Origin of the sequence: Flintibacter sp. HCN-6482 (assembly GCF_037892565.1) — a bacterium.
In the GTDB taxonomy this organism is placed as follows: domain Bacteria; phylum Bacillota; class Clostridia; order Oscillospirales; family Oscillospiraceae; genus Lawsonibacter; species Lawsonibacter aceti.
In genome coordinates, this window is sequence record NZ_JBBKBK010000003.1 from 307,086 (window position 1) to 325,247 (window position 18,162).

Sequence of the window (18,162 nt, forward strand, 5' to 3'; positions counted from 1 at the left end):
GGCGGCCCCTGAACGTTGCCATGGAGCGCTCCACAGGGCCTCTGCTGACGGTCGGCACAGGAAGGGGCAGCTCTCCCGCCTGTTTCGGGTTCCGGGGCGAAAAGCGGTCAGTTGAGATATGGTCCGAAAGGCTGCACAGGTCCGAGGGCCAAAAAATTTAAGGAGGAATCCCGAATGAGAAACCTGAAGCGGGCCCTTAGCCTGGCTCTGGCTTCCGTCATGGTCATGGGCCTGATGGTAGTCGGCACCGGCGCGGCCTACGACGATGTGTCTTCCAAGCAGAATCAGGAAGCCATCGAAGTTCTCCAGGAAGTCGGTGTTATGACCGGCGACGAGAACGGCAACTTCAACCCCGACGCACTGGTCACCCGTAATGAGATGGCCGTGGTCATGTCCAACCTGATGGACTACCGCGTAGCCAACTACAAGGGCACCAGCCCCTTTACCGATGTCCCCGCATGGGCTGAACCCTATGTAGCCGCCTGCTACACCAACGGCATCACTTCCGGTGTCAGCGCCACCACCTACGGCGGTGACCAGTCTGTCACCACTGCCCAGGCCGCTCTGATGCTGATGAAGGCCCTGGGTTACTTCCAGTTCCAGTCCGACTTTGAGAATGACTGGCAGTTCTCCACCATCAAGCAGGCCAACAAGATCGACCTGTTCATCGATGTGGAGTCCGGCGTCATCGAGCCCATGACCCGCAACGACTTGGCTCAACTGGTGCTGAACACCCTGAAGGCCGGCACTGTTGAGGCCGACAACGACACCATCAAGGTCGACGCCGACGGCGTCAAGGTTGAGGCTGGTAAGGTCAGCTACAACTTCATCACCAGCGGCGAGTCCTATGCCGGCGCCATCAAGGGCCTGACCACCGCCGGCACTGTTGTCAACTCCGGCACCCGGATCGTGGAGCTGGGCGAGAAGCTGTATCAGGGCGATCTGAAGATGTACGAGGATCGCAGCGACGACTTCGGCCGTCCCGGCACCCGCTGGACCTACAAGACCACTACCATTGGCACCTACTCCGATACCCCCGCCGCCACCTACACCGCCAAGATGAGCAAGGACGACCTGTACGACCTGCTGGGCAAGGACGTGGTGGACGACTATCGTCTGGATCTGTTCGTTGACGGTGTGAAGGTTGCCGACGAGGTCGCCATCACCACCACCTACGCTCAGGCCAACTCCTCCTCCGCCTCCTGCCAGAGCGGCAAGGGCGTGCTGACCGAGGTGTATACGGACGCCGACAAGGAACTGGTCACCGTCACCGTGTCCAACACCTATCTGATGCAGGCCACCGGCGACTACAACGAGAGCAAGGGCACTGTGGCTGTCACCACTCTGACCACTCCCATTGGCGGTCTGACCAACAGCGTCAACTCCCTGGCTGACGACGACTTCGACTCCGTCAAGGATATGGCCGAGGACGACTACATCCTGTACACCTACGCTGGCGGCAAGGTTCAGTCCGCTGTGAAGGCTGAGGTCCTGACCGGCGAGGTCACCGCTTACTCCACCGCTACCAAGACCTATGGCGACGCCGGCGGCAACGTGACCATCGACGGCACTAAGCACGACTACGCCAAGTTCGCTGAGGTTGACGGCGACAACGGCTGCGCCACCGAGTTCTCTGTGGGCAACAACGCCGCCATCGTGCTGGATCAGTACGGCTATGCCCTGTATGTGGACGACGCTTCCCTGTCCATGGGCAACTATGTCTACATCAACGGCATCGCCAAGGAAACCAACCTGTCTACTAAGGACATCTCTGACGCCTACTTCTCCGACGGCGCTAATGAGACCATCACCATCAAGGAGCTGCGGAACGCGGCCGGCCAGAAGCAGACAATCACTTACGCCAGCGGTAACCGTACTGATAGCTACAACGGCTGGTACTCCTATAGCCGCAACAGCAAAGACGAGTACACTCTGACTGCTGCAGCCACTACCGGAACCAGTTCTGCCACCAGCATCAAGAACAACAAGGTAGTCATTTTTGACAGCGTGGTAGGCAACAGCAACACCGTGTTTATCGTGAAGGACAAGAACGACGACATCACCGTATACACCGGCATCGTCAACGTGCCCGACATTACTATCACTGGTGGCAAGATCGCCTATATGCGGGACAAGGACAACAGCAGCAAGGCCGCCTCTCTGGTCTTTGTGGACGTGGGCACCGGCAGCGTGAAGAACACCACCGACAGCCTGCTGTACACCGTGAAGAAGGACACCACCTTCGTGGACAACAGCGACAATGAGAAGGTGGAGCGCTGGTTCGTGGTCCTGGACGGCGAGCTGACCAAGGTGGAAACCAAGGAGCGTTGGAGCAAGGGCAACCTGTATGAGGATTACTCCATCGACGCTGACGGCTACTATGAGACCGGCTCCACTTTTGACACCACTGATCCTGATAAGGTCAACGTTTCTCTGAACAACGACACCATTACCCAGAGCGGCGACACCTTGACCCTGGATGGTACTTCTGTCGTGGTCAGCGGCGACACCCAGATCTCCCTGATTATGATGCCCGACAACAAGGGCGACCGCTACCCCCTGTCCGGCGAGGTCATGAACGACAACAACGCCGACTATCAGGTGGAGCAGAACATCGCCGCCAAGACCTTGGCCAACACCTTCAAGGACCGCACTGTAGTGGGCAACGCCTATATTATCTATGACGACAAGAACGACAATGACTTGGCCGTCCGTATCTATGTGGTCGTGACTGCCTGCTCCAAGGCTGACGGTAGCGTTGTCACTCCTCCGGATCCCACCGTGGATGGTTACACCACCCATGTTTCCAAGGTCGATGGTTCCGAGATTACAGTAAATGCTGTGGCTTCTGAGAGCGCTGGTAATGTTCAGAGCGTTGCCATCAACTACCTCAAGGCCCAGGATTATACCGACATCTCCGCTACCAGCAACACTGCTCTGAGAGCTGTTAAGGATGGTGTGACCTATAACTTTACCATTACCAGAAATGAAGCTAAGGTCATCACCTATACCAACAACATGGGCGGTGAATGGGTCCTGAAGGGCGATAAGTACGCTGCTGATGGCGATACCGTCAACGTGTATGTTTCTCACCCCACTTGGACTGGCTCCAGCGAAAGCGACAAGCGCACCTTCAATTACACTGGCGCCGCTAGCGGTAATTCCGGTGCTAAGTTGCCCTCCAATGGTGAGGCTTCTTTCCAGGTAGTAATCGCTGATGCCGACCAGGCTTTGGCTGTTACTGTGAGCTGAACCAGAAACAGTTGAATCCAATCTAGCACTGAGGCACCCCCGGAGAAATCCGGGGGTGCCAGCCTTTTATCCAACAGCCAGATAGTGATAGGTGGTATCCGCTGAATTGCAGGATACCCCGGCGTACTCCCCTATTCTGGTTTCGTACACTGTAAAGCCCGCATCCGTCACCTCCACACCGGGGTAATACTCATAGGGGGAGGAAATTGACCGGCGATATCGGTGGCTGGCAGAATGGCCGGGGAGGGCCAGACCGCCGAACATATAGCCGGAGGAATTGGGGCTGTACATCAGGCCGCTCTGGGTCATGGTCAGGACCGCCTTGGGAGCAAAGCCCAGGGGGATGGTCTGGCTGGCCGCTCCATTCCCCTGATAGGTCCCGGTGACAATTTTGGGGATGGCGGAGCGAAGCTCCGCCCGCTCCTGGGCCGCCTGGGCCAGGGCGCTGTCCAGCTTGGCGTTGTCCTGGTTGAACTCCGCACGGAGCACCTTGTCCTCCACCTCCCATTGGTTGAGGTGGTAGTGTTGGGTCTTGTTCGTTGACATGGTAGTTCCTCCTTTAAGTATTAAAGTTATTGTTTTGGCTCTCTTTTTTTGGGAGGGGGGCTGTCAGCCATGGGCTTCCACCGAAGTTCCCTCTACCCAACACAAAAAACCGCCCCGGAGTGGGACGGCTGCATACATTTTTTGGAAATCATAGGACAATTTTGTCCAAAACAAGGCCCGCCGGTCCTATGGACCGGCGGGCTTTGTTTGATTCAGTCACAGGTTCAGCCTTTGAGACTCTCCGCCCAGACGGAGTATTTGGACACCTTTTCGTCGCACTCAGCCTGGGTCTGTCCATTGGCCAGGATATAGACCTTGACCTTGGGTTCGGTGCCGGAGGGTCGGACAATCAGGCTGGTCCCGTCGGTCATCTCATAGCGCAGGACATTGGAGCCGGACAGCTCCATAAAGGATTTGGAACCATCGGCCACAGCGACTACGGAGCCATCCTGGTAGTCCTTCTGCTCCTTTACCGCCACACCGGCAATCTCCACCGGGGGCTGGGAGCGCAAGGACGCCATGAGCGCGGCCATCTTCTTTAGCCCGTCCAATCCAGGCATGACCAGATTCAGGGTCTTTTCCCCGTAGCAGCCGTACTTTTGATAGAGCGCCTGGAGGGCATCGTAGAGCGTCATGCCCTGAGAGGCGTACCAGGCCGCCATCTCGGTGAGCTCCACACTGGCGGACACAGCGTCCTTGTCCCGCACATAGTCACCCAGCATATAACCGTAGGACTCCTCGTAGGACATGATGACGCTGCCCTGGCCGCTTTCCTCCAGCTGGTCCTTCTTCTGGGCCAGGAACTTGAAGCCAGTGAAGGTGTCATAGCACTGAAGGCCGTTGACCTCGGCCACCTTACGGGCCATCTCGGTGGTGACGATGGTTTTCAGAGCTACGGGCTTGTCCGGCATCCTGCCTGTGCGGCGCTTGGCTCCGATCAGGTAGTCCAGCAGCAGTACGCCGGTCTGGTTGCCGGAAATGACCTTAAAGTTGCCGTCCCCGGTCCTGACCATGATGCCCACCCGGTCCGCGTCCGGGTCGGAGCCCAGGATAAAGTCCGCCCCATGCCGCTTCGCCAGCTCCACCGCCAGGGCAAAGCCTTCTGGGTTTTCCGGGTTGGGGGAGACCACGGTGGGGAAGTTCCCGTCCACCACCATCTGCTCCGGAACGCAGATGACGTGCTTCATGCCCAGACGGCGCAGGGCCTCGGGAATCAGTTGGTAGCCGGTGCCGTGGAAGGGGGTATACACCATTTTAAAGGTGTCCGCCACCTGCTCCACCACGGCTTTGTCATTGACCTGCTCCATGACGTTGGCCAGGAATTTCTCGTCGGTCTCCGCCCCCATGAGGACGATCTGGCCGCTGGCTACGGCCTGGTCGTAATCCATGGTTTTTACACAGGCAAACACGTCCAGCTCCTTCATCTTTTTGGCCACCTCGTCGGCGTGCCTGGGAGGGAGCTGGGCCCCATCCTCCCAGTAAACCTTATAGCCGTTATACTCCTTGGGGTTATGGCTGGCGGTGACATTGATGCCGGCGATGCAGCCATACTCCCGAACGGCAAAGGAAAGCTCCGGCGTGGGGCGGAGCGCCTGGAACAGACGGACAGGGACGCCGTTGGCGGCCATGACACAGGCGGCCTCTTTGGCAAAAATATCAGAATTGTTCCGGCAGTCAAAGCAGATCGCCACCCCCCGGGCGGCAGCTTGGGGCCCCTCCTCCAGAATCACCTGGGCAAAGGCCTGGGTGGCGTGGCGGATGACATGGACGTTCATCCGGTACAGTCCCACCCCCATGGTGCCCCGCAGGCCGGCGGTGCCAAAGGAGAGCTGATCGAAGAAACGGGATTCGATCTCCTTGGGGTCGTTCTGGATGGACTCCAGCTCCGCCTTCTCCGCGGCGGAGAGGGCGGGGCTGTGGAGCCACTCCTGGTATCTATCTTGATAGGACATAGAAAAATCCTCCTCTGGTGGTAAGATCAGGTTTCGCCCACAGTATAACACAGAAAAAGGGAAATTTCCAGCCGCATTTGGGGGAAAACACCTCTAATCAGAGAGCAGGGCGGCCATATCCCCTGGCATCGGGCGGGAGAAGGACAGAAGGCGGCCAGTCAGGGGGTGAAGGAAGGAGAGCTCCGCCGAATGAAGGGCCGGGCGAGAGATCAGCGTCCGGTCTTCCCTCCCATACAGGAAGTCCCCGGTAAGGGGGTGGCCGAGATAGGCCATGTGGACCCGAATCTGGTGGGTTCGGCCGGTATCCAGCTCCAGGCGGAGGAGGGAGCGGCCACTGTGGGCGGACAGCACTCGATAGCGCGTGCGGGCCGGCTTGCCGTCTGGGCGGACCATCTGCTCCACCAGAGACCCGTCCTTCGGCCCCAGAGGGGCGCTGATGAGGCCGGAGGGGGGCTCCGGCCTGCCTTCACAGACCGCCAGATAGGTCCGTCGGAATCCCTCTGCGTGGAGTTGGCGTTTCAGAATCTCCTGGGCATGAGGGTGTTTGGCCGCCACCAGCAGGCCGGAGGTGCCACGGTCCAGCCGATGGACCGGGTGAAAGTCCGCAGAATCTCCCTCCAAATCGTAATGCCAGAGTAAAAAATTACCCAGAGTATCATTATAATGCCCCGGACCGGGATGGACGGGGACACCGGGGGCCTTATTCACTACTATCAGGTCTTCATCCTCGTAGACGAGGTCCAAGGGGCCGGGGGCCGGGACAATGCCGCTGCGCCGCTCCAGGTCATCCAGCCGGACGGAGAGAAGCTGGCCCACCTGGGGGCGGGCATCAGTTTGAACCCGCTGTCCATCCAGAAGAATGCCGTCCGGCCACCACTTAATCCGGCGGACCACCGTGCCCGACAGTCCCAGCCGCTTTTTTAAAATAGTGTCCACTTTGCTCCCCTCCAGCTCCGGGGAAATGGACAACTCCAACCGGCGGCTCACAGCTTTTTGGTCCAGCGGTTCACATTGACCATGTAGAACACACAGTGGAGGGTGATGACGACCGCCACTAGAGCGGTGGGAAATCCGCTGCCCAGCACCAACGTAAGAAAAAATACCGCCCACAGAAGATATAACGTCCAGTACCAGCTGGAATAGGCCGCCTTTTCCCGGATGGATACGTTGCGTTCGTCCCGCTCTGCTCGCTCAATCTCCTTCCGCTCCTCCGGGGTCCAGGTCCGGTCAAAGTGGGCCATGAGGAGCCGGCTGCCGGAGAGACCGCCCAAAGCTCCGGCCAGGCCAAAGCACAGCCCACTGATAGGGGCCGTGAGGCGGTCCCCCAAAATAACCGCCGCTACGCCAAGTCCAACGGCGATCCCCAGACCGATCCCAGGGAAAAAATTTTTTGGTGGAAATTTTTTCATGGCTCATCCTCCTCAAACAAAAAGACTTCCTCGATGGTCAACCCAAAGTATTTGGAAATGCGGTGGGCCAGGAGAAGCGAGGCATTGTACCGGCCGTTCTCCAGGGAAATAATGGTCTGACGGGTGACGTCCACCTCGTCCGCCAGCTCCGCCTGAGAGATACGGCGCTCCTTCCGAAGCTCCGCGATGCGATTGGTCACCCAGACACCTCCTTTCGAGATGTAAAGCGCACTTTACAACAAGAAGTATAGCACACTTAACATTTTGTGTCAAGCTGACTTTACTATTTAGAAAAAATTTTCATTTTTGCTCCTGCATGGACGGGAAGATACAACTTTTGGGGCGGGAGGGCAGAGGGTGAGGAGGGATAGGGTGGCAAAGAAAAAGCTCCCTGGGAGGGAGGATATTTTAGAACGGATGTGGAAGCTGGCTAACGCCAGGGTGGAGGACGCGGTACGGCTGGCCTGCTGGCCGGAGGAGGAGCCGGGGCGGCTGGAGAAGTTGGAGCTGGACGGGCTCACCGAATTTAAGCGGGGGGCGAATGGGGTCATTGAGCTGAAGTTTACCGACCGGGCCAGATTGCTGGAGCTGCTGCTGGACGCGGCGGAACACAGCGGTCAGGAACAGGTGGATCGGTTCCTCCAGGCTATGGAGGGGCAGGAGTGAGAGAGCTGGTATTTTCCCCAAAACAACGGCGGGTGCTGACCTGGTGGCGGCCAGGATCTCCGGACCGGGACAGGCAAGCTATTCTTTGCGACGGGGCAGTACGAAGCGGCAAGACACTGTGTACTGGCCTGTCCTTTTTTTGCTGGGCCATGGTGTCCTTTCACCGGAAGAACTTTGCCCTGTGTGGCAAGACCATCCAGTCCATAGGCCGCAATCTGCTGGAGGAACTGCTGCCTCTGCTGGATGATATGGGATTCCGGTGCGAGAAAAGGACGTCCAAAAACCTGCTCACCGTCCGACTGGGGGGACGGGTCAACACCTTTTATCTGTTTGGAGGGCGGGACGAGGGTTCAGCGGCTTTGATCCAGGGGATTACGCTGGCGGGAGCCCTGCTAGATGAGGTGGCGCTCATGCCTCGGTCCTTTGTGGAGCAGGCTGTGGCCCGGTGCTCGGTGGCGGGCAGCAGACTGTGGTTCTCCTGCAACCCGGAGTCTCCAGCCCACTGGTTTTATCAGGAGTGGGTACGAAAGGCGGAGGAGAAGAAAGTCCTGCGCCTCCCTTTTTCTATGGAGGACAATCCTGGGCTGACCCCTGAGGTACGTGAGAGATACCGTACCATGTTTCAGGGGACCTTTTACCGGCGGTTCGTTCTGGGAGAGTGGGTAGCCGCCGAAGGGCTGGTCTACGACTTTCTGGACGAGAGCTTTTGGAAAGAGGCCCCGGAGAACGGATTGGAGCGGTGGCACATCTCTGTGGACTATGGTACGGCCAACCCCACCTCCATGGGGTTGTGGGGACAGCGAGATGGAGTCTGGTATCGGGTAAAGGAGTATTACTACAACTCAAGAGAGGAACACCGGCAAAAGACCGACGAGGAGTACGCCGACGACCTAACGGCTCTGGCGGGTGGACGGTCCATCCAGGGAGTAGTGGTAGACCCGGCTGCGGCCAGCTTCCTGGAAACTCTGCGCCGCAGGGGATGGCGGGTGCTGCCGGCTGACAACCGGGTCCTATCAGGTATTCGTCTTACCGCCAGGCTGCTAAAGGCCGGAAAGCTGGTCGTCTGCGCGGGATGCACGGCCGCCATCCGGGAGTTTTCCCTTTACCACTGGGACCCGGACTGCCAGGGGCGGGACCAGGTAAAAAAGGAGCACGACCACGCTATGGACGAAATCCGGTATTTCGCTGCCACGGTAGCCGCCCGAGAGGAGAGACGAGGCGGTCTCTACGCCGGAGTGGTAGAGCGGAGCGGGTTTTAAAGACATAGTTCTCCCTTATTTTTGCGGCGGAAGATCAGACCCTGATTACCAATAGAGGCTGGTACTCTCAGATAATCCATAGAAAGGAGCAAACAGCATGAAATGGTGGGAACGAAAGCGGCGGGAGCCTCCCGCCCCGGTGGTCCAGGTACGGCAGGGAAAGGGACAGCCCTTCGGGGCGCTGGACCGTTATGTGCCCCTGAGCTCCGGTGAGGTGGAGCTGTACCGGGCGATCCGGGAGGGGGTCCCCCTAGTGGACGCCGCCATCTGGAAGCTGGTACGGCTGTGTGGCGGGACGACTCCCCGGTGTGGAGACGGCAGGGCTCAGGCGGGCCTGGATCGCTTTTGGCGAACTGTGGACACGGGCTGGGGGCAGCGGGGCGTCCAATCCTTCTTGGACCGGTATCTGGACGACCTGTTCACCTGCGGCCACGGTCTGGGGGAGATGGTGCTGTCCGGCGACGGCAGGGATATCGCCGCCCTGCTCTGCGCCGATCCAGAGCAGGTAGAGGCGCGGCTGGGGGACAGCCCCATGGACTTCCTCCTGTGCCGAAGAGAGGCGGGGGCAGTCCGGGAGCTGCCCTGGCAGGAGCTGCTCCTGTTTACACCATTCCAACCCACAGGAGACGCCCCCTGCGGGGTATCCCTGCTGCGCTCCATGCCCTTTCTGGCAGGCATCCTGCTGAAGATTTTTCAGGCCACCGGCCAGAACTGGGAGCGGGCAGGTAACCTCCGCTTTGCGGTGGTATGCAGGCCGGGCCAGGGCGAGGAGGCCTTTGCCCAGGAGCGGTGCGGCCAGATCGTCCAGGAGTGGTCCTCCGCCATGGCCGCCGGCCGGGAGGGTCAGGTGCGTGACTTTGTAGCGGTGGGGGACGTGGACATCAAGGTCATCGGGGCGGACAGTCCGGTGCTGGACAGCCAAGTACCCGTGCGGCAGATTCTGGAACAATTAGTGGCCCGGACAGGCATCCCGCCCTTCATGCTGGGCCTGTCCTGGTCGGCCACGGAGCGGATGAGCGCCCAGCAGGCCGACCTGCTGACCAGTGAGATCACAGCCATCCGCCGGACGGTGGAGCCGGCCCTGCTCCGTGTGGCGGAGCTGTGGCTGCAGCTCCACGGCTTTGACGACCGGGTGGAGCTGGAGTGGGAGGACATCGACCTGCAGGATATGGTGGAAGAAGCTCGGGCCGAGCTGTACCGAGCCCAAGCGGACAAGTTGAGGGAGGAAATGGCATGAAGATCATAAAAGAGAGCCAGGGGGGGCAGGAAACAGAGGTGAGTCCGGAGGACCTGGCCCTGATCAACCAGCTGGCCCGCAAAGAGCTCAAGGCGGAGGAGGTGTACACCTTTTCCGTTCGACTGTGTGACGACCAGGTGGACCGGGACTTTGAGCGGTTTTCTCCACAGACTTTGGAGGAGCTGGCCGGACTGTTTGTGGGCAAGAGCGGAATTTTTGACCACCAGTGGTCCGCCCGGGGGCAGTCGGCCCGGATCTATAAGACGGAGGTGATCCGGGAGCCGGAAAAAATCACTCTGGCCGGGGACGGTTACTGCTGGCTGAAGGGCTACGCCTACATGGTGCGGACCGAGAGCGGCCGGGACCTGATTGCGGAGATCGAAGGGGGGATCAAGCGGGAGGTCAGCGTGGGCTGCGCCGTGGAGCGGGCGGTGTGTTCCATCTGCGGCGGGGACCTGCGGACTGGGGACTGCGGCCACCGGAAGGGCCAGGAATACGGCGGAAGGCTTTGTTTTGCCAATCTGGAAGGGGCGAGCGACGCCTATGAGTTTTCCTTCGTAGCGGTACCCGCCCAGCCCCTGGCCGGGGTGATCAAAGGGGCGGGGCGGCATACCAGCCTGAAGGAGCTGGTCCGTCAGGCCCCCGGCTGTGCCCTGGAGCTGGAGCGGCTGGAGGAGGAGGCTGAAACAGGGCGGCGCTATCTCTCCCGGCTACGGGAGGAGGTAGTCCGGCTTGGCATGCTAGCCCAGATAGGACTGGACCGGGACACCTTAAAAGGTGTGGCGGCCAAGCTGTCCTGGGAGGAGTTGCTGGCGATGGAAGATGGCTGCCGTCGCCGGGCGGCGGAGCGGTATCCGCTGCTCCCCCAGCTCCAATATCAGCAGGACCAGGCCCCAGAGCGGGACAGGGACAGGGCGTTTTTGATCTGAGGACAGCGGCGGGGGATTTGCCCCGCCCTGCCAAATAAACAGAGGAGGACATGAGGATGAGCAAATTTTCCTTTGAAGAGATGGGAGCGGTGACGGTCAGCTTTGCCGCCGACACCGGCGTGAAGGGCGGCCAGGTGGTCAAGGTGACAGAGGATGGCACAGTTGGTCCCTGCGCGGATGGGGACGCCTTCTGCGGCGTGGCTCTGGAGCCCAGAAATGGGGCCGCGGCCGTCCAGGTGAAGGGCTTTACAAAAGTGTCCCGCACTGGGCAGATGAACCTGGGCTGGGTGGAGCTGGTGGCGGACGGGCAGGGAGGCGTAAAGGCGGCCGAAGCCCCTTCGGTGACTGTGGAAAGCGGAGCGGTCACACTGCCCTCCCCCGCCGGGGTCAGGGCCTTGGTGGTCAGCACGGCAGAGGACGGCACTGCTGTCCTCTGCCTGTAATTTGGAAAGGAGCGTGTGAGCATGGCGTTTTGTTACGATAATCTGAAGCTGGACAAAGGGATGTATCAGGAGGCGGGCAGTACCTTCACCCAGGTGCTAGAGCGCCAGGACCCCAGCGACCAGTACAAGGGAACCAGCCTGGAGGGGCTGGACGCTTTCCAGCGGCAGCTCAAGCGGTTTGATATCCGGGTAAAGGGAGCTGGCAGCGACGTAGTGGAAAAGTTTTTCCGAACCGCCGATTCCGCCGTCCTCTTTCCAGAGTACATCGCCCGGTCGGTCCGGCAGGGTATGGAGGAGAGCGACATTCTCCCCCACATCACCGCCGCTGTGACCCGTTTTGACGGCATGGACTACCGCTCCATCACTGCCGAGGCGGGAGGGGACAGTAAGGAGCTGCGCCACGTGGAGGAGGGCGCCTCCATCCCCGCCACCACAGTGCAGGTCCAGTCCAACCTGGTCCGGCTCCACAAGAGAGGACGGATGCTGGTAGCCAGCTATGAGGCGGTGCGCTATCAAAAGCTGGACCTGTTCTCGGTCACTCTGCGTCAGATGGGGGCCCACATCGCCCGGACACTGTTGGCCGACGGCGTGGAAGTGCTTATCCATGGGGACGGCAACGACAATGGGGCCGAGGCGGACCAGGTTAAGTCAACCGGCACTCTGACGTATGAGGACCTGGTGGACTTCTGGGCCAAATTTGACCCCTATGAGATGAACGCCCTGTTAGTGTCCGGGGATGTTATGGTCAAGCTGCTCAAGCTGACGGAGTTCCAGAACCCCCTTACCGGCCTGAATTTCCAGGGGACAGGCAAGCTGACCACCCCCCTGGGCGCCCAGCTGCTGCGTACCTCGGTCCTGCCTAGCGGCACCGCTATCGGGCTGGACAAGCGATTTGCCCTGGAGATGGTCCAGGGGAGCGACGTAATGGTGGAGTATGACAAGCTTATCGACCGGCAGCTAGAGCGGGCCGCCATCACCACGATCTGCGGCTTCGCCAAGATCTTCCAGGGAGCCAGCCGGGTACTGGAGGTGTGACATGACGGAGGAGATCATGGCTCTGTGCCGAGCCATGGGAGCCACCGAGGACCAGGAGGGGCTGTTGCTCCCCCTGGCTCAGGCCAGTGCGCAGGCTTTGGAGCGGCGGCTGAAGCCGGGGACCTCCCCCGGCTTGTGTGGTCCCGCCTTCCCTCTGGCTGCCGCCATGCTGGCGATGGATGGGCTGGAGCGGGCCGTGGGAAGCGGCCGAGTGTCCTCCTTCACCGCCGGAGAATTGTCCATCCGTATGGGGGGAACGGCCGGAGAGGGCGGCCTGACCGCTACGGCGGAACGGCTGCTGGCCCCCTGGCTGGGAGAGACCGGCTTTGCCTTTCGGGGGGTGCGGGGATGATGGAGCGGGAGTGGCGCTCCCTTCTGGCCATGTACGGCCAGGAGGTGACGCTGCGCTTGGAAGGGATGGAGGACCGGCCTCTGCGGGCTTTCCTCCAGCCAGTGCTGGACCGGGAGAGGGAGCAACGCCTCCCTTCTCCCCTGGGCCAGCGTCCGGAGGACCGGTATCTATATCTAGGACCTGCCGACATCCCGCTGGAGGCAGGGCGGAGCCAAGTGGAGTGGAAGGACCGGGCCTTTGAGGTGCAGTCGGCCCATCTGGTGGGGGACAGCCACTGGTGGGCCCTGCTGCGGCCCAGGGACAGGGAGGCAACATGAGCGGAGGACTGGAAAACATCCGGGAACAGATGGTGGATTACCTGAAAGAGCAGGGAGTTCAGGCATTCGCCGCCTGGCCCGCCGGGGAGCGCCCAGTTCAAGAAGGAGCACTGGTCGTGGTGTCCCTCCGGGGATGTCAGGCCGGTCCCGCCGGCTTTCAGCACTACCTGGGAGAGCGGTATGACGAGAGGACCGGCCTGTGGCAGGAGCTGTACGGCCGAAAGGCTGCCCTGACATTTGGACTGGACTTGTACGCCCCTCGGGGACAGGGGGATGTTGGCATTCAGACGGCCTTTGACCAGGTGGTCCAGGCTTTCGCACAGGGCGCTCCCCAGGGGCTGGCCGTTCAGGAGGTGGCCTGCGGAGAGACAGTCTACGACGGTCAGGCCAAGCGGATGAAGCGGCCAGCCCAAGTGGTATGCCAGGCCTATCTCTACGCCGCGGCCCAGCCCGGAGGGCTCTTTACCGACTTTGAACTGAGAGGTGGAATCAAACCATGAGCATAACAGTACATGAGCGTCCGGGGGTCTACTCCTCCTACGATGCCTCATCCCTGGTCAGCGGACGGGGAAGCGGACGGCTGGTGGGACTGGCGGCAGTCAATACCGTAGCCGCTCCCGGAGAGACGCATATTATCACCAGCTATGACAGGGCGGTGGCCGCCTTTGGCTCGCAAGGGGCGGAGGGCATGGCGGAGCTGATTCGGCTAGCCCTGAAAAACGGAGCCTCCGGTGTGGCCGCTGTGGCGACAGCGGACGAGGCGGGCTATAAGGCCGCCTTCGCGCAGCTGTCAGAGGTGGAGGATATCGCCGTAGTCCTCTGTGACAGCACCGACACAGAGATACAGAAGCTGCTGCTGGACAGCGTGAAAGCGGCCTCGGCGGACCGCCGGGAGCGCCTTGCCCTGTTGGCTGGAGCCAAGGGGGAGAGTGTGGACGACCTGATCGACCGAGCAAAGGGACTGAACTCGGAGCGGGCGGTCCTGGTGGCCCCCGGTGGATTGGACCAGGAGGGAGAGGACATTTCCGGGCTGACCGTGGCGGCGGCGGTGGCTGGAGCCCTGGCGGGGGAATCGGATCCGGCAGTCCCTCTGGGCGGAGCGGAACTGCTTGGACTGTACGGCCTGGAGGGCCGCTATGGAGAAAAGGACCTGGACCGGCTTATCCTGGGGGGCGTTACCCCGGTAGAGCAGGTAGGCGGCACAGTCAGCGTGGTACGGGGTGTGACCACCCGGACTGCCACCGGGGCTGCGGCGGACCCCACCTGGCGGGACCTGGCCACCATTCGGGTGGTGGACGACGTGATCCCATCCCTGCGCCAAGCGCTGGCGGCCAAGTTTCGAAGAGCCAAAAACACACCCCAGAGCCGCGGCGCGATCCGAGCCCAGGTAGTGCTGGAGTTGGAGCAAAAGCTGTCCAGGGAGATTATCACTGGCTATGAGGATGTGGCGGTGAGCGCTGACCCTGAGGAGCCCACCCGATGCCTAGTGGACTTCTCCTTTACAGTGGCCCACGGTCTCAACCAAATCTGGCTGACCGCCCACATCACGGTATAATGGCCCCGCTGAAAAAAGACTGAGGCACAAGAGCGAGAAGGGGGTATTGATATGAGTATCGCTGGCTTTCCCACCAGCAGCGACATCTATCTGGAAGTGGATGGCACCCGGGTCGCGGTAGTCCAGAGCTACACCGCACGGGCTACCAAATCCAGCACTGCCGTGGAGGCCTTTGGGGAGTCGGAGCCGGTGGCCACCGTCCCCGGACAAGCCACCCACGTGGTGGAGCTGACTCGGCTGTACGCCACGGATGAGGCCGTCCGGGACGGCATTGACTTTTACAAGCTGTCCGGTTTCTCCCTGGTGATCTGTAAGCCGGATAAAAAAATCATCTACTCCGACTGCCAGTGGAGCGCCATTCAGGAGAGCGCCACTCTAGGCTCCATGGTGTTGGAGAAGGTAACCCTGGTAGCCTCCCGGCGCATCGAAACGGGGGTATAGGGGTGGACAGTTCTATTTTGGCACGGCAGGACCGCGTCCACCTAGATAACGGAATGGATTTGCGGCTATTGTCCGCTCTGGAGGTGCTCCAGGCCAGACGGGAGGCCGGGGAGCTGGCCTGTGAGGACCGGGAGCGGGCCCTGTGCTCCAACGCCTGCCTGCTGGCCAGGGCCCTGGAGCGGACAGAGAACCACACCCCCGTCTTTCCAGATGGGCAGAGCGTGTTGGCCGGACTGACGGTGGAGGAAATTGGGGCGCTGGCCGCCCGGTGGGCCCAGCTGCGCCGCCGATCCGATCCTGGACTGGATGTGAGCCAAACGGAGTTGGAGGAACTAAAAAAAAACTTCGCGGGGCCCCCGCTGAACGGCTCCGATGGCGGGTGCTGAAGGAATTTCACGCCCTGCCCACCGAGGAGCGGGCCAGGGAGATGAAGGGAAGGGACTATCTCTGGTGCCTAGTCCATACTCTGCTGGACCGGGAGGATGAGCTGGAGCGTTTTTGCCCAGAGTGCAAGAGCCGGGGAGCGGAGGAGCGCTGCCCTGTGTGCGGCCGGCCGGCCTCCAGCTGGGCGGAGGGGAGCGTAAACATCTCCTTTGACATGGAGAAATTTGAACAGGGAGCTGGGAAGCCATGACCGACTATTTGGAAGAAGGGCCCGGCCAAGGGGAGGCGCTGCTCCAAGCGCTGGAGGCGATGGTCCTGTGGATCCCGGTCCCGGACGGCCGGACGGCGGAGGCGGATGGGGGCACCTCCCTCCCTGCTACGGATCTTTGTATACAGGGCAGTTTCGTTTCCCCGGCGGATCGGCGGGAGCCGGACCGGGAGGACGCCCCAGGGTCTTCCACCGGGGCGGAGGCCCCGCTCATCAGAGGGGGAAGGGAGGATGGGGAGGAAGCCCTCCCGCTGCTCTCCGTCCTCCTGGAGCGGGAACGGGCAGCGGCGGCCCTGAATGAAATCAGAACCGCCCAGGAGGCTTCCGGTATGCGCCGGTCCGGAGGAGGCCTAGAAGCTGGGCCTATCCCGCTCCACAGGCCATTTTCCCAAGTTGGCGGGCTGGGAATGGGCCCAGACAGCCGAAGACCGGAGCCGGACTGGGCGAGAGAGGCGGAGAGTTCCTCCGGGCCGTCCATTCGGCAGATGGACCAGGCCTTTCGCCGGGACAGCCGCCGCTATGACGGGGGCTTTTTCCTCTATTGAGCGGGCAGTCAGGCCCGCCGCCACAGAAGGAGGTATGCAGAATGGACCTGTCACCCATGCGTTACAAGAGCTACACCTGGCCCCACAACCCCAGGGTGTACTCCATCGACTATGAGAGAAAGATGGCCGTTCACAAGACACCCTTCGGCCTGTTCCGCCTCCAGGACCTGGGGCGGACCAACCGGATCATGGAGGGGGAGGGGGAATTTGTGGGCCCGGACGCATACAGCCAGTTTGGGCAGTTGGCCAATATGTTCTACAACGGCGGTCCGGGACTGCTGATCCACCCGCTGTGGCAGGCGGCCAACGCCTATTTCGTGTCTTTGCGGCTGGAACAAGAGCCCCGGCCTGACTTTGTGCGCTATTCTTTCACCTTTTGGGAGGACGACAGTTGGTACACCGGCCTGGCGGTCCGGCAGAACCAGGGCGGAGCGGGCGGCCAGACCGCCCAGGAGTGGGAGCCGTCCGCCGTCTACCACCGGGTGGTGTCGGGGGACACCCTGTGGGCGCTGGCGGGACAGTACGGCCTGTCCCTGGACGAGCTGGTAGCCCTCAATCCCCAGATCAAAAACCCGAATCTTATCCGGGTGGGCGAGGAGGTTCGAGTGCGGTGAGAGGCTATGTGACAGACTGGCGGGGCAGGGAGTGGCTGCTGCCCTATCCCACTCAGTGGGAGCTGGAGTATACTGCCGGGGTGCCCTGTGACAGCTTTACTTTTCGCTGTCCTTGGGAGATGGGGGGAGAGACCGCCCCTGGAGACTGGGTCCGCTTTTCCGCCCGGTACCAGGGAAAAGATATGTTCAACGGAGTGGTGGACGAGTGCCAGGTCACGCTGGACCAGGGAGGCTGCCAGCTGGAGATCAGCGGCCGGGGGCTGGCGGCCCTGCTGCTGGACAACGAGGCCATTGGGCAGGACTACGGCACCGCCACCCTGGCGGACATCCTCCGGGACCATGTGACGCCCTACGGCATCCAGACCGCTCCAGGGGCGGCGCTGCCCGCTGTAACCCGCTTCTCCGTGGCCACAGGAAGCAGTGAGTGGTCGGTGGTCTATGATTTCGCCCGCTATTACGGCGGCGTATGTCCCCGGTTTGACCGCCTGGGCCGTCTGGTCCTGTCTGGCTGGCAGGACAGCCAGGAGCGGCTCGTAGAGGATGGAACTCCGGTAACCACTCTGGTCCGCCGGGACCGGCGGTATGGGGTTCTATCCCGAGTGCTGGTCCGGGACCGGTGGTCCGGGGCGGTACAGCGGGTGGATAACGGGGATTTTCTGTCCCAGGGAGGCAGTGCTCGGAGAGTGCTGACTATGCCAGGCCGGAGCAACTATAAAACGATGCGGTACAACGGCCAGTTTCAGCTGGACCGGTCCGCCTCGGAACAGGAGCGGGTGGAACTGACCATCGCCCAGCCCTTCTGCGCCTGGCCTGGAGACCTGGTCTCCATCCGGCGGAGCAAGTGGGACTGGAACGGGCGATACCGGGTACTCCAGTCTGCCACAGGGATGGGTATGGAGGGCGCATGGACCAGGCTGGAACTGGCGCTCCCGGATTTTGTGGTCTGAGGTGATGGAAT

Annotated in this window: 22 protein-coding genes; 17 read left to right on the plus strand and 5 right to left on the minus strand. The window is 61.3% G+C overall.

The features are described from left to right. The first annotated feature begins 174 nt into the window (after positions 1–174). Positions 175–3,252, plus strand: coding sequence for an S-layer homology domain-containing protein (locus tag WKS99_RS11075; RefSeq protein WP_147572336.1), 3,078 nt, complete (start codon positions 175–177; stop codon positions 3,250–3,252). A gap of 66 nt (positions 3,253–3,318) precedes the next feature. Here the strand turns inward: WKS99_RS11075 and WKS99_RS11080 are convergent, their stop codons facing one another. The 5 genes from WKS99_RS11080 to WKS99_RS11100 form a co-directional block, all read right to left on the minus strand. Then, positions 3,319–3,798, minus strand: a complete 480-nt coding sequence (locus tag WKS99_RS11080; RefSeq protein ID WP_340405960.1) for a hypothetical protein — start codon at positions 3,796–3,798, stop codon at positions 3,319–3,321. A 224-nt stretch (positions 3,799–4,022) separates the two neighbouring features. After that, complete coding sequence (locus WKS99_RS11085) at positions 4,023–5,750, minus strand: phospho-sugar mutase (RefSeq protein ID WP_147572338.1); 1,728 nt, start codon at positions 5,748–5,750, stop codon at positions 4,023–4,025. A gap of 93 nt (positions 5,751–5,843) precedes the next feature. Beyond that, on the minus strand, positions 5,844–6,686 hold the full coding sequence (locus WKS99_RS11090) for an RluA family pseudouridine synthase (protein ID WP_262669963.1): 843 nt from the start codon (positions 6,684–6,686) through the stop codon (positions 5,844–5,846). Positions 6,687–6,733: 47 nt separating this feature from the next. After that, complete coding sequence (locus WKS99_RS11095; RefSeq protein ID WP_147572339.1) at positions 6,734–7,159, minus strand: hypothetical protein; 426 nt, start codon at positions 7,157–7,159, stop codon at positions 6,734–6,736. Continuing rightward, positions 7,156–7,359 (minus strand): helix-turn-helix transcriptional regulator, encoded by a 204-nt coding sequence (locus WKS99_RS11100; RefSeq protein ID WP_147572340.1) that lies wholly within the window; start codon positions 7,357–7,359, stop codon positions 7,156–7,158. Before WKS99_RS11100 ends, WKS99_RS11095 begins: the two co-directional genes overlap by 4 nt. Before the next feature lie 172 nt (positions 7,360–7,531). Here WKS99_RS11100 and WKS99_RS11105 point away from each other — a divergent pair, with 172 nt between their 5' ends. From WKS99_RS11105 to WKS99_RS11180, 16 genes are all read left to right on the plus strand, one after another. Next, a complete protein-coding gene (locus tag WKS99_RS11105; RefSeq protein ID WP_147572341.1) occupies positions 7,532–7,825 on the plus strand; it encodes an XRE family transcriptional regulator in 294 nt (97 codons plus the stop codon). Beyond that, entirely contained in the window at positions 7,822–9,084 is a 1,263-nt protein-coding gene (locus WKS99_RS11110; RefSeq protein WP_186852874.1) for a PBSX family phage terminase large subunit, read from the plus strand. Before WKS99_RS11105 ends, WKS99_RS11110 begins: the two co-directional genes overlap by 4 nt. Positions 9,085–9,181: 97 nt before the next feature. Next, entirely contained in the window at positions 9,182–10,321 is a 1,140-nt protein-coding gene (locus WKS99_RS11115; protein WP_262669964.1) for a phage portal protein, read from the plus strand. Next, entirely contained in the window at positions 10,318–11,250 is a 933-nt protein-coding gene (locus WKS99_RS11120; RefSeq protein WP_262669965.1) for a hypothetical protein, read from the plus strand. Before WKS99_RS11115 ends, WKS99_RS11120 begins: the two co-directional genes overlap by 4 nt. Positions 11,251–11,306: 56 nt before the next feature. Continuing rightward, complete coding sequence (locus WKS99_RS11125) at positions 11,307–11,693, plus strand: hypothetical protein (protein ID WP_186852871.1); 387 nt, start codon at positions 11,307–11,309, stop codon at positions 11,691–11,693. A 21-nt stretch (positions 11,694–11,714) separates the two neighbouring features. Further along, positions 11,715–12,728 carry a phage major capsid protein gene (locus tag WKS99_RS11130; protein ID WP_186852870.1) on the plus strand — a complete coding sequence of 338 codons (1,014 nt, stop codon included), beginning with the start codon at positions 11,715–11,717 and terminating at the stop codon, positions 12,726–12,728. A 1-nt stretch (position 12,729) separates the two neighbouring features. Then, on the plus strand, positions 12,730–13,080 hold the full coding sequence (locus WKS99_RS11135; protein ID WP_262669967.1) for a hypothetical protein: 351 nt from the start codon (positions 12,730–12,732) through the stop codon (positions 13,078–13,080). Then, a complete protein-coding gene (locus tag WKS99_RS11140) occupies positions 13,077–13,397 on the plus strand; it encodes a hypothetical protein (RefSeq protein WP_262669968.1) in 321 nt (106 codons plus the stop codon). The genes WKS99_RS11135 and WKS99_RS11140 overlap by 4 nt, the downstream gene beginning before the upstream one ends. Beyond that, the gene (locus tag WKS99_RS11145; protein ID WP_340405968.1) at positions 13,394–13,897 is read left to right on the plus strand and encodes a hypothetical protein; all 504 of its coding nucleotides are present in this window, start codon (positions 13,394–13,396) and stop codon (positions 13,895–13,897) included. Before WKS99_RS11140 ends, WKS99_RS11145 begins: the two co-directional genes overlap by 4 nt. Then, entirely contained in the window at positions 13,894–14,952 is a 1,059-nt protein-coding gene (locus WKS99_RS11150) for a phage tail sheath subtilisin-like domain-containing protein (RefSeq protein ID WP_340405970.1), read from the plus strand. Before WKS99_RS11145 ends, WKS99_RS11150 begins: the two co-directional genes overlap by 4 nt. A gap of 51 nt (positions 14,953–15,003) precedes the next feature. Beyond that, entirely contained in the window at positions 15,004–15,393 is a 390-nt protein-coding gene (locus WKS99_RS11155) for a hypothetical protein (RefSeq protein ID WP_147572349.1), read from the plus strand. Between the two features lie 2 nt (positions 15,394–15,395). Then, the gene (locus WKS99_RS11160; protein ID WP_147572350.1) at positions 15,396–15,779 is read left to right on the plus strand and encodes a hypothetical protein; all 384 of its coding nucleotides are present in this window, start codon (positions 15,396–15,398) and stop codon (positions 15,777–15,779) included. Beyond that, positions 15,773–16,027 carry a molybdopterin oxidoreductase gene (locus WKS99_RS11165; RefSeq protein ID WP_340405972.1) on the plus strand — a complete coding sequence of 85 codons (255 nt, stop codon included), beginning with the start codon at positions 15,773–15,775 and terminating at the stop codon, positions 16,025–16,027. Before WKS99_RS11160 ends, WKS99_RS11165 begins: the two co-directional genes overlap by 7 nt. Continuing rightward, positions 16,024–16,590 carry a hypothetical protein gene (locus tag WKS99_RS11170; RefSeq protein WP_340405973.1) on the plus strand — a complete coding sequence of 189 codons (567 nt, stop codon included), beginning with the start codon at positions 16,024–16,026 and terminating at the stop codon, positions 16,588–16,590. Before WKS99_RS11165 ends, WKS99_RS11170 begins: the two co-directional genes overlap by 4 nt. Before the next feature lie 41 nt (positions 16,591–16,631). Then, positions 16,632–17,204 (plus strand): LysM peptidoglycan-binding domain-containing protein, encoded by a 573-nt coding sequence (locus WKS99_RS11175; RefSeq protein ID WP_240286545.1) that lies wholly within the window; start codon positions 16,632–16,634, stop codon positions 17,202–17,204. Continuing rightward, positions 17,201–18,151: a hypothetical protein gene (locus tag WKS99_RS11180; protein ID WP_147572352.1), complete on the plus strand. Its 951-nt coding sequence runs from the start codon at positions 17,201–17,203 to the stop codon at positions 18,149–18,151. The genes WKS99_RS11175 and WKS99_RS11180 overlap by 4 nt, the downstream gene beginning before the upstream one ends. The last annotated feature ends 11 nt before the right edge of the window (positions 18,152–18,162 follow it).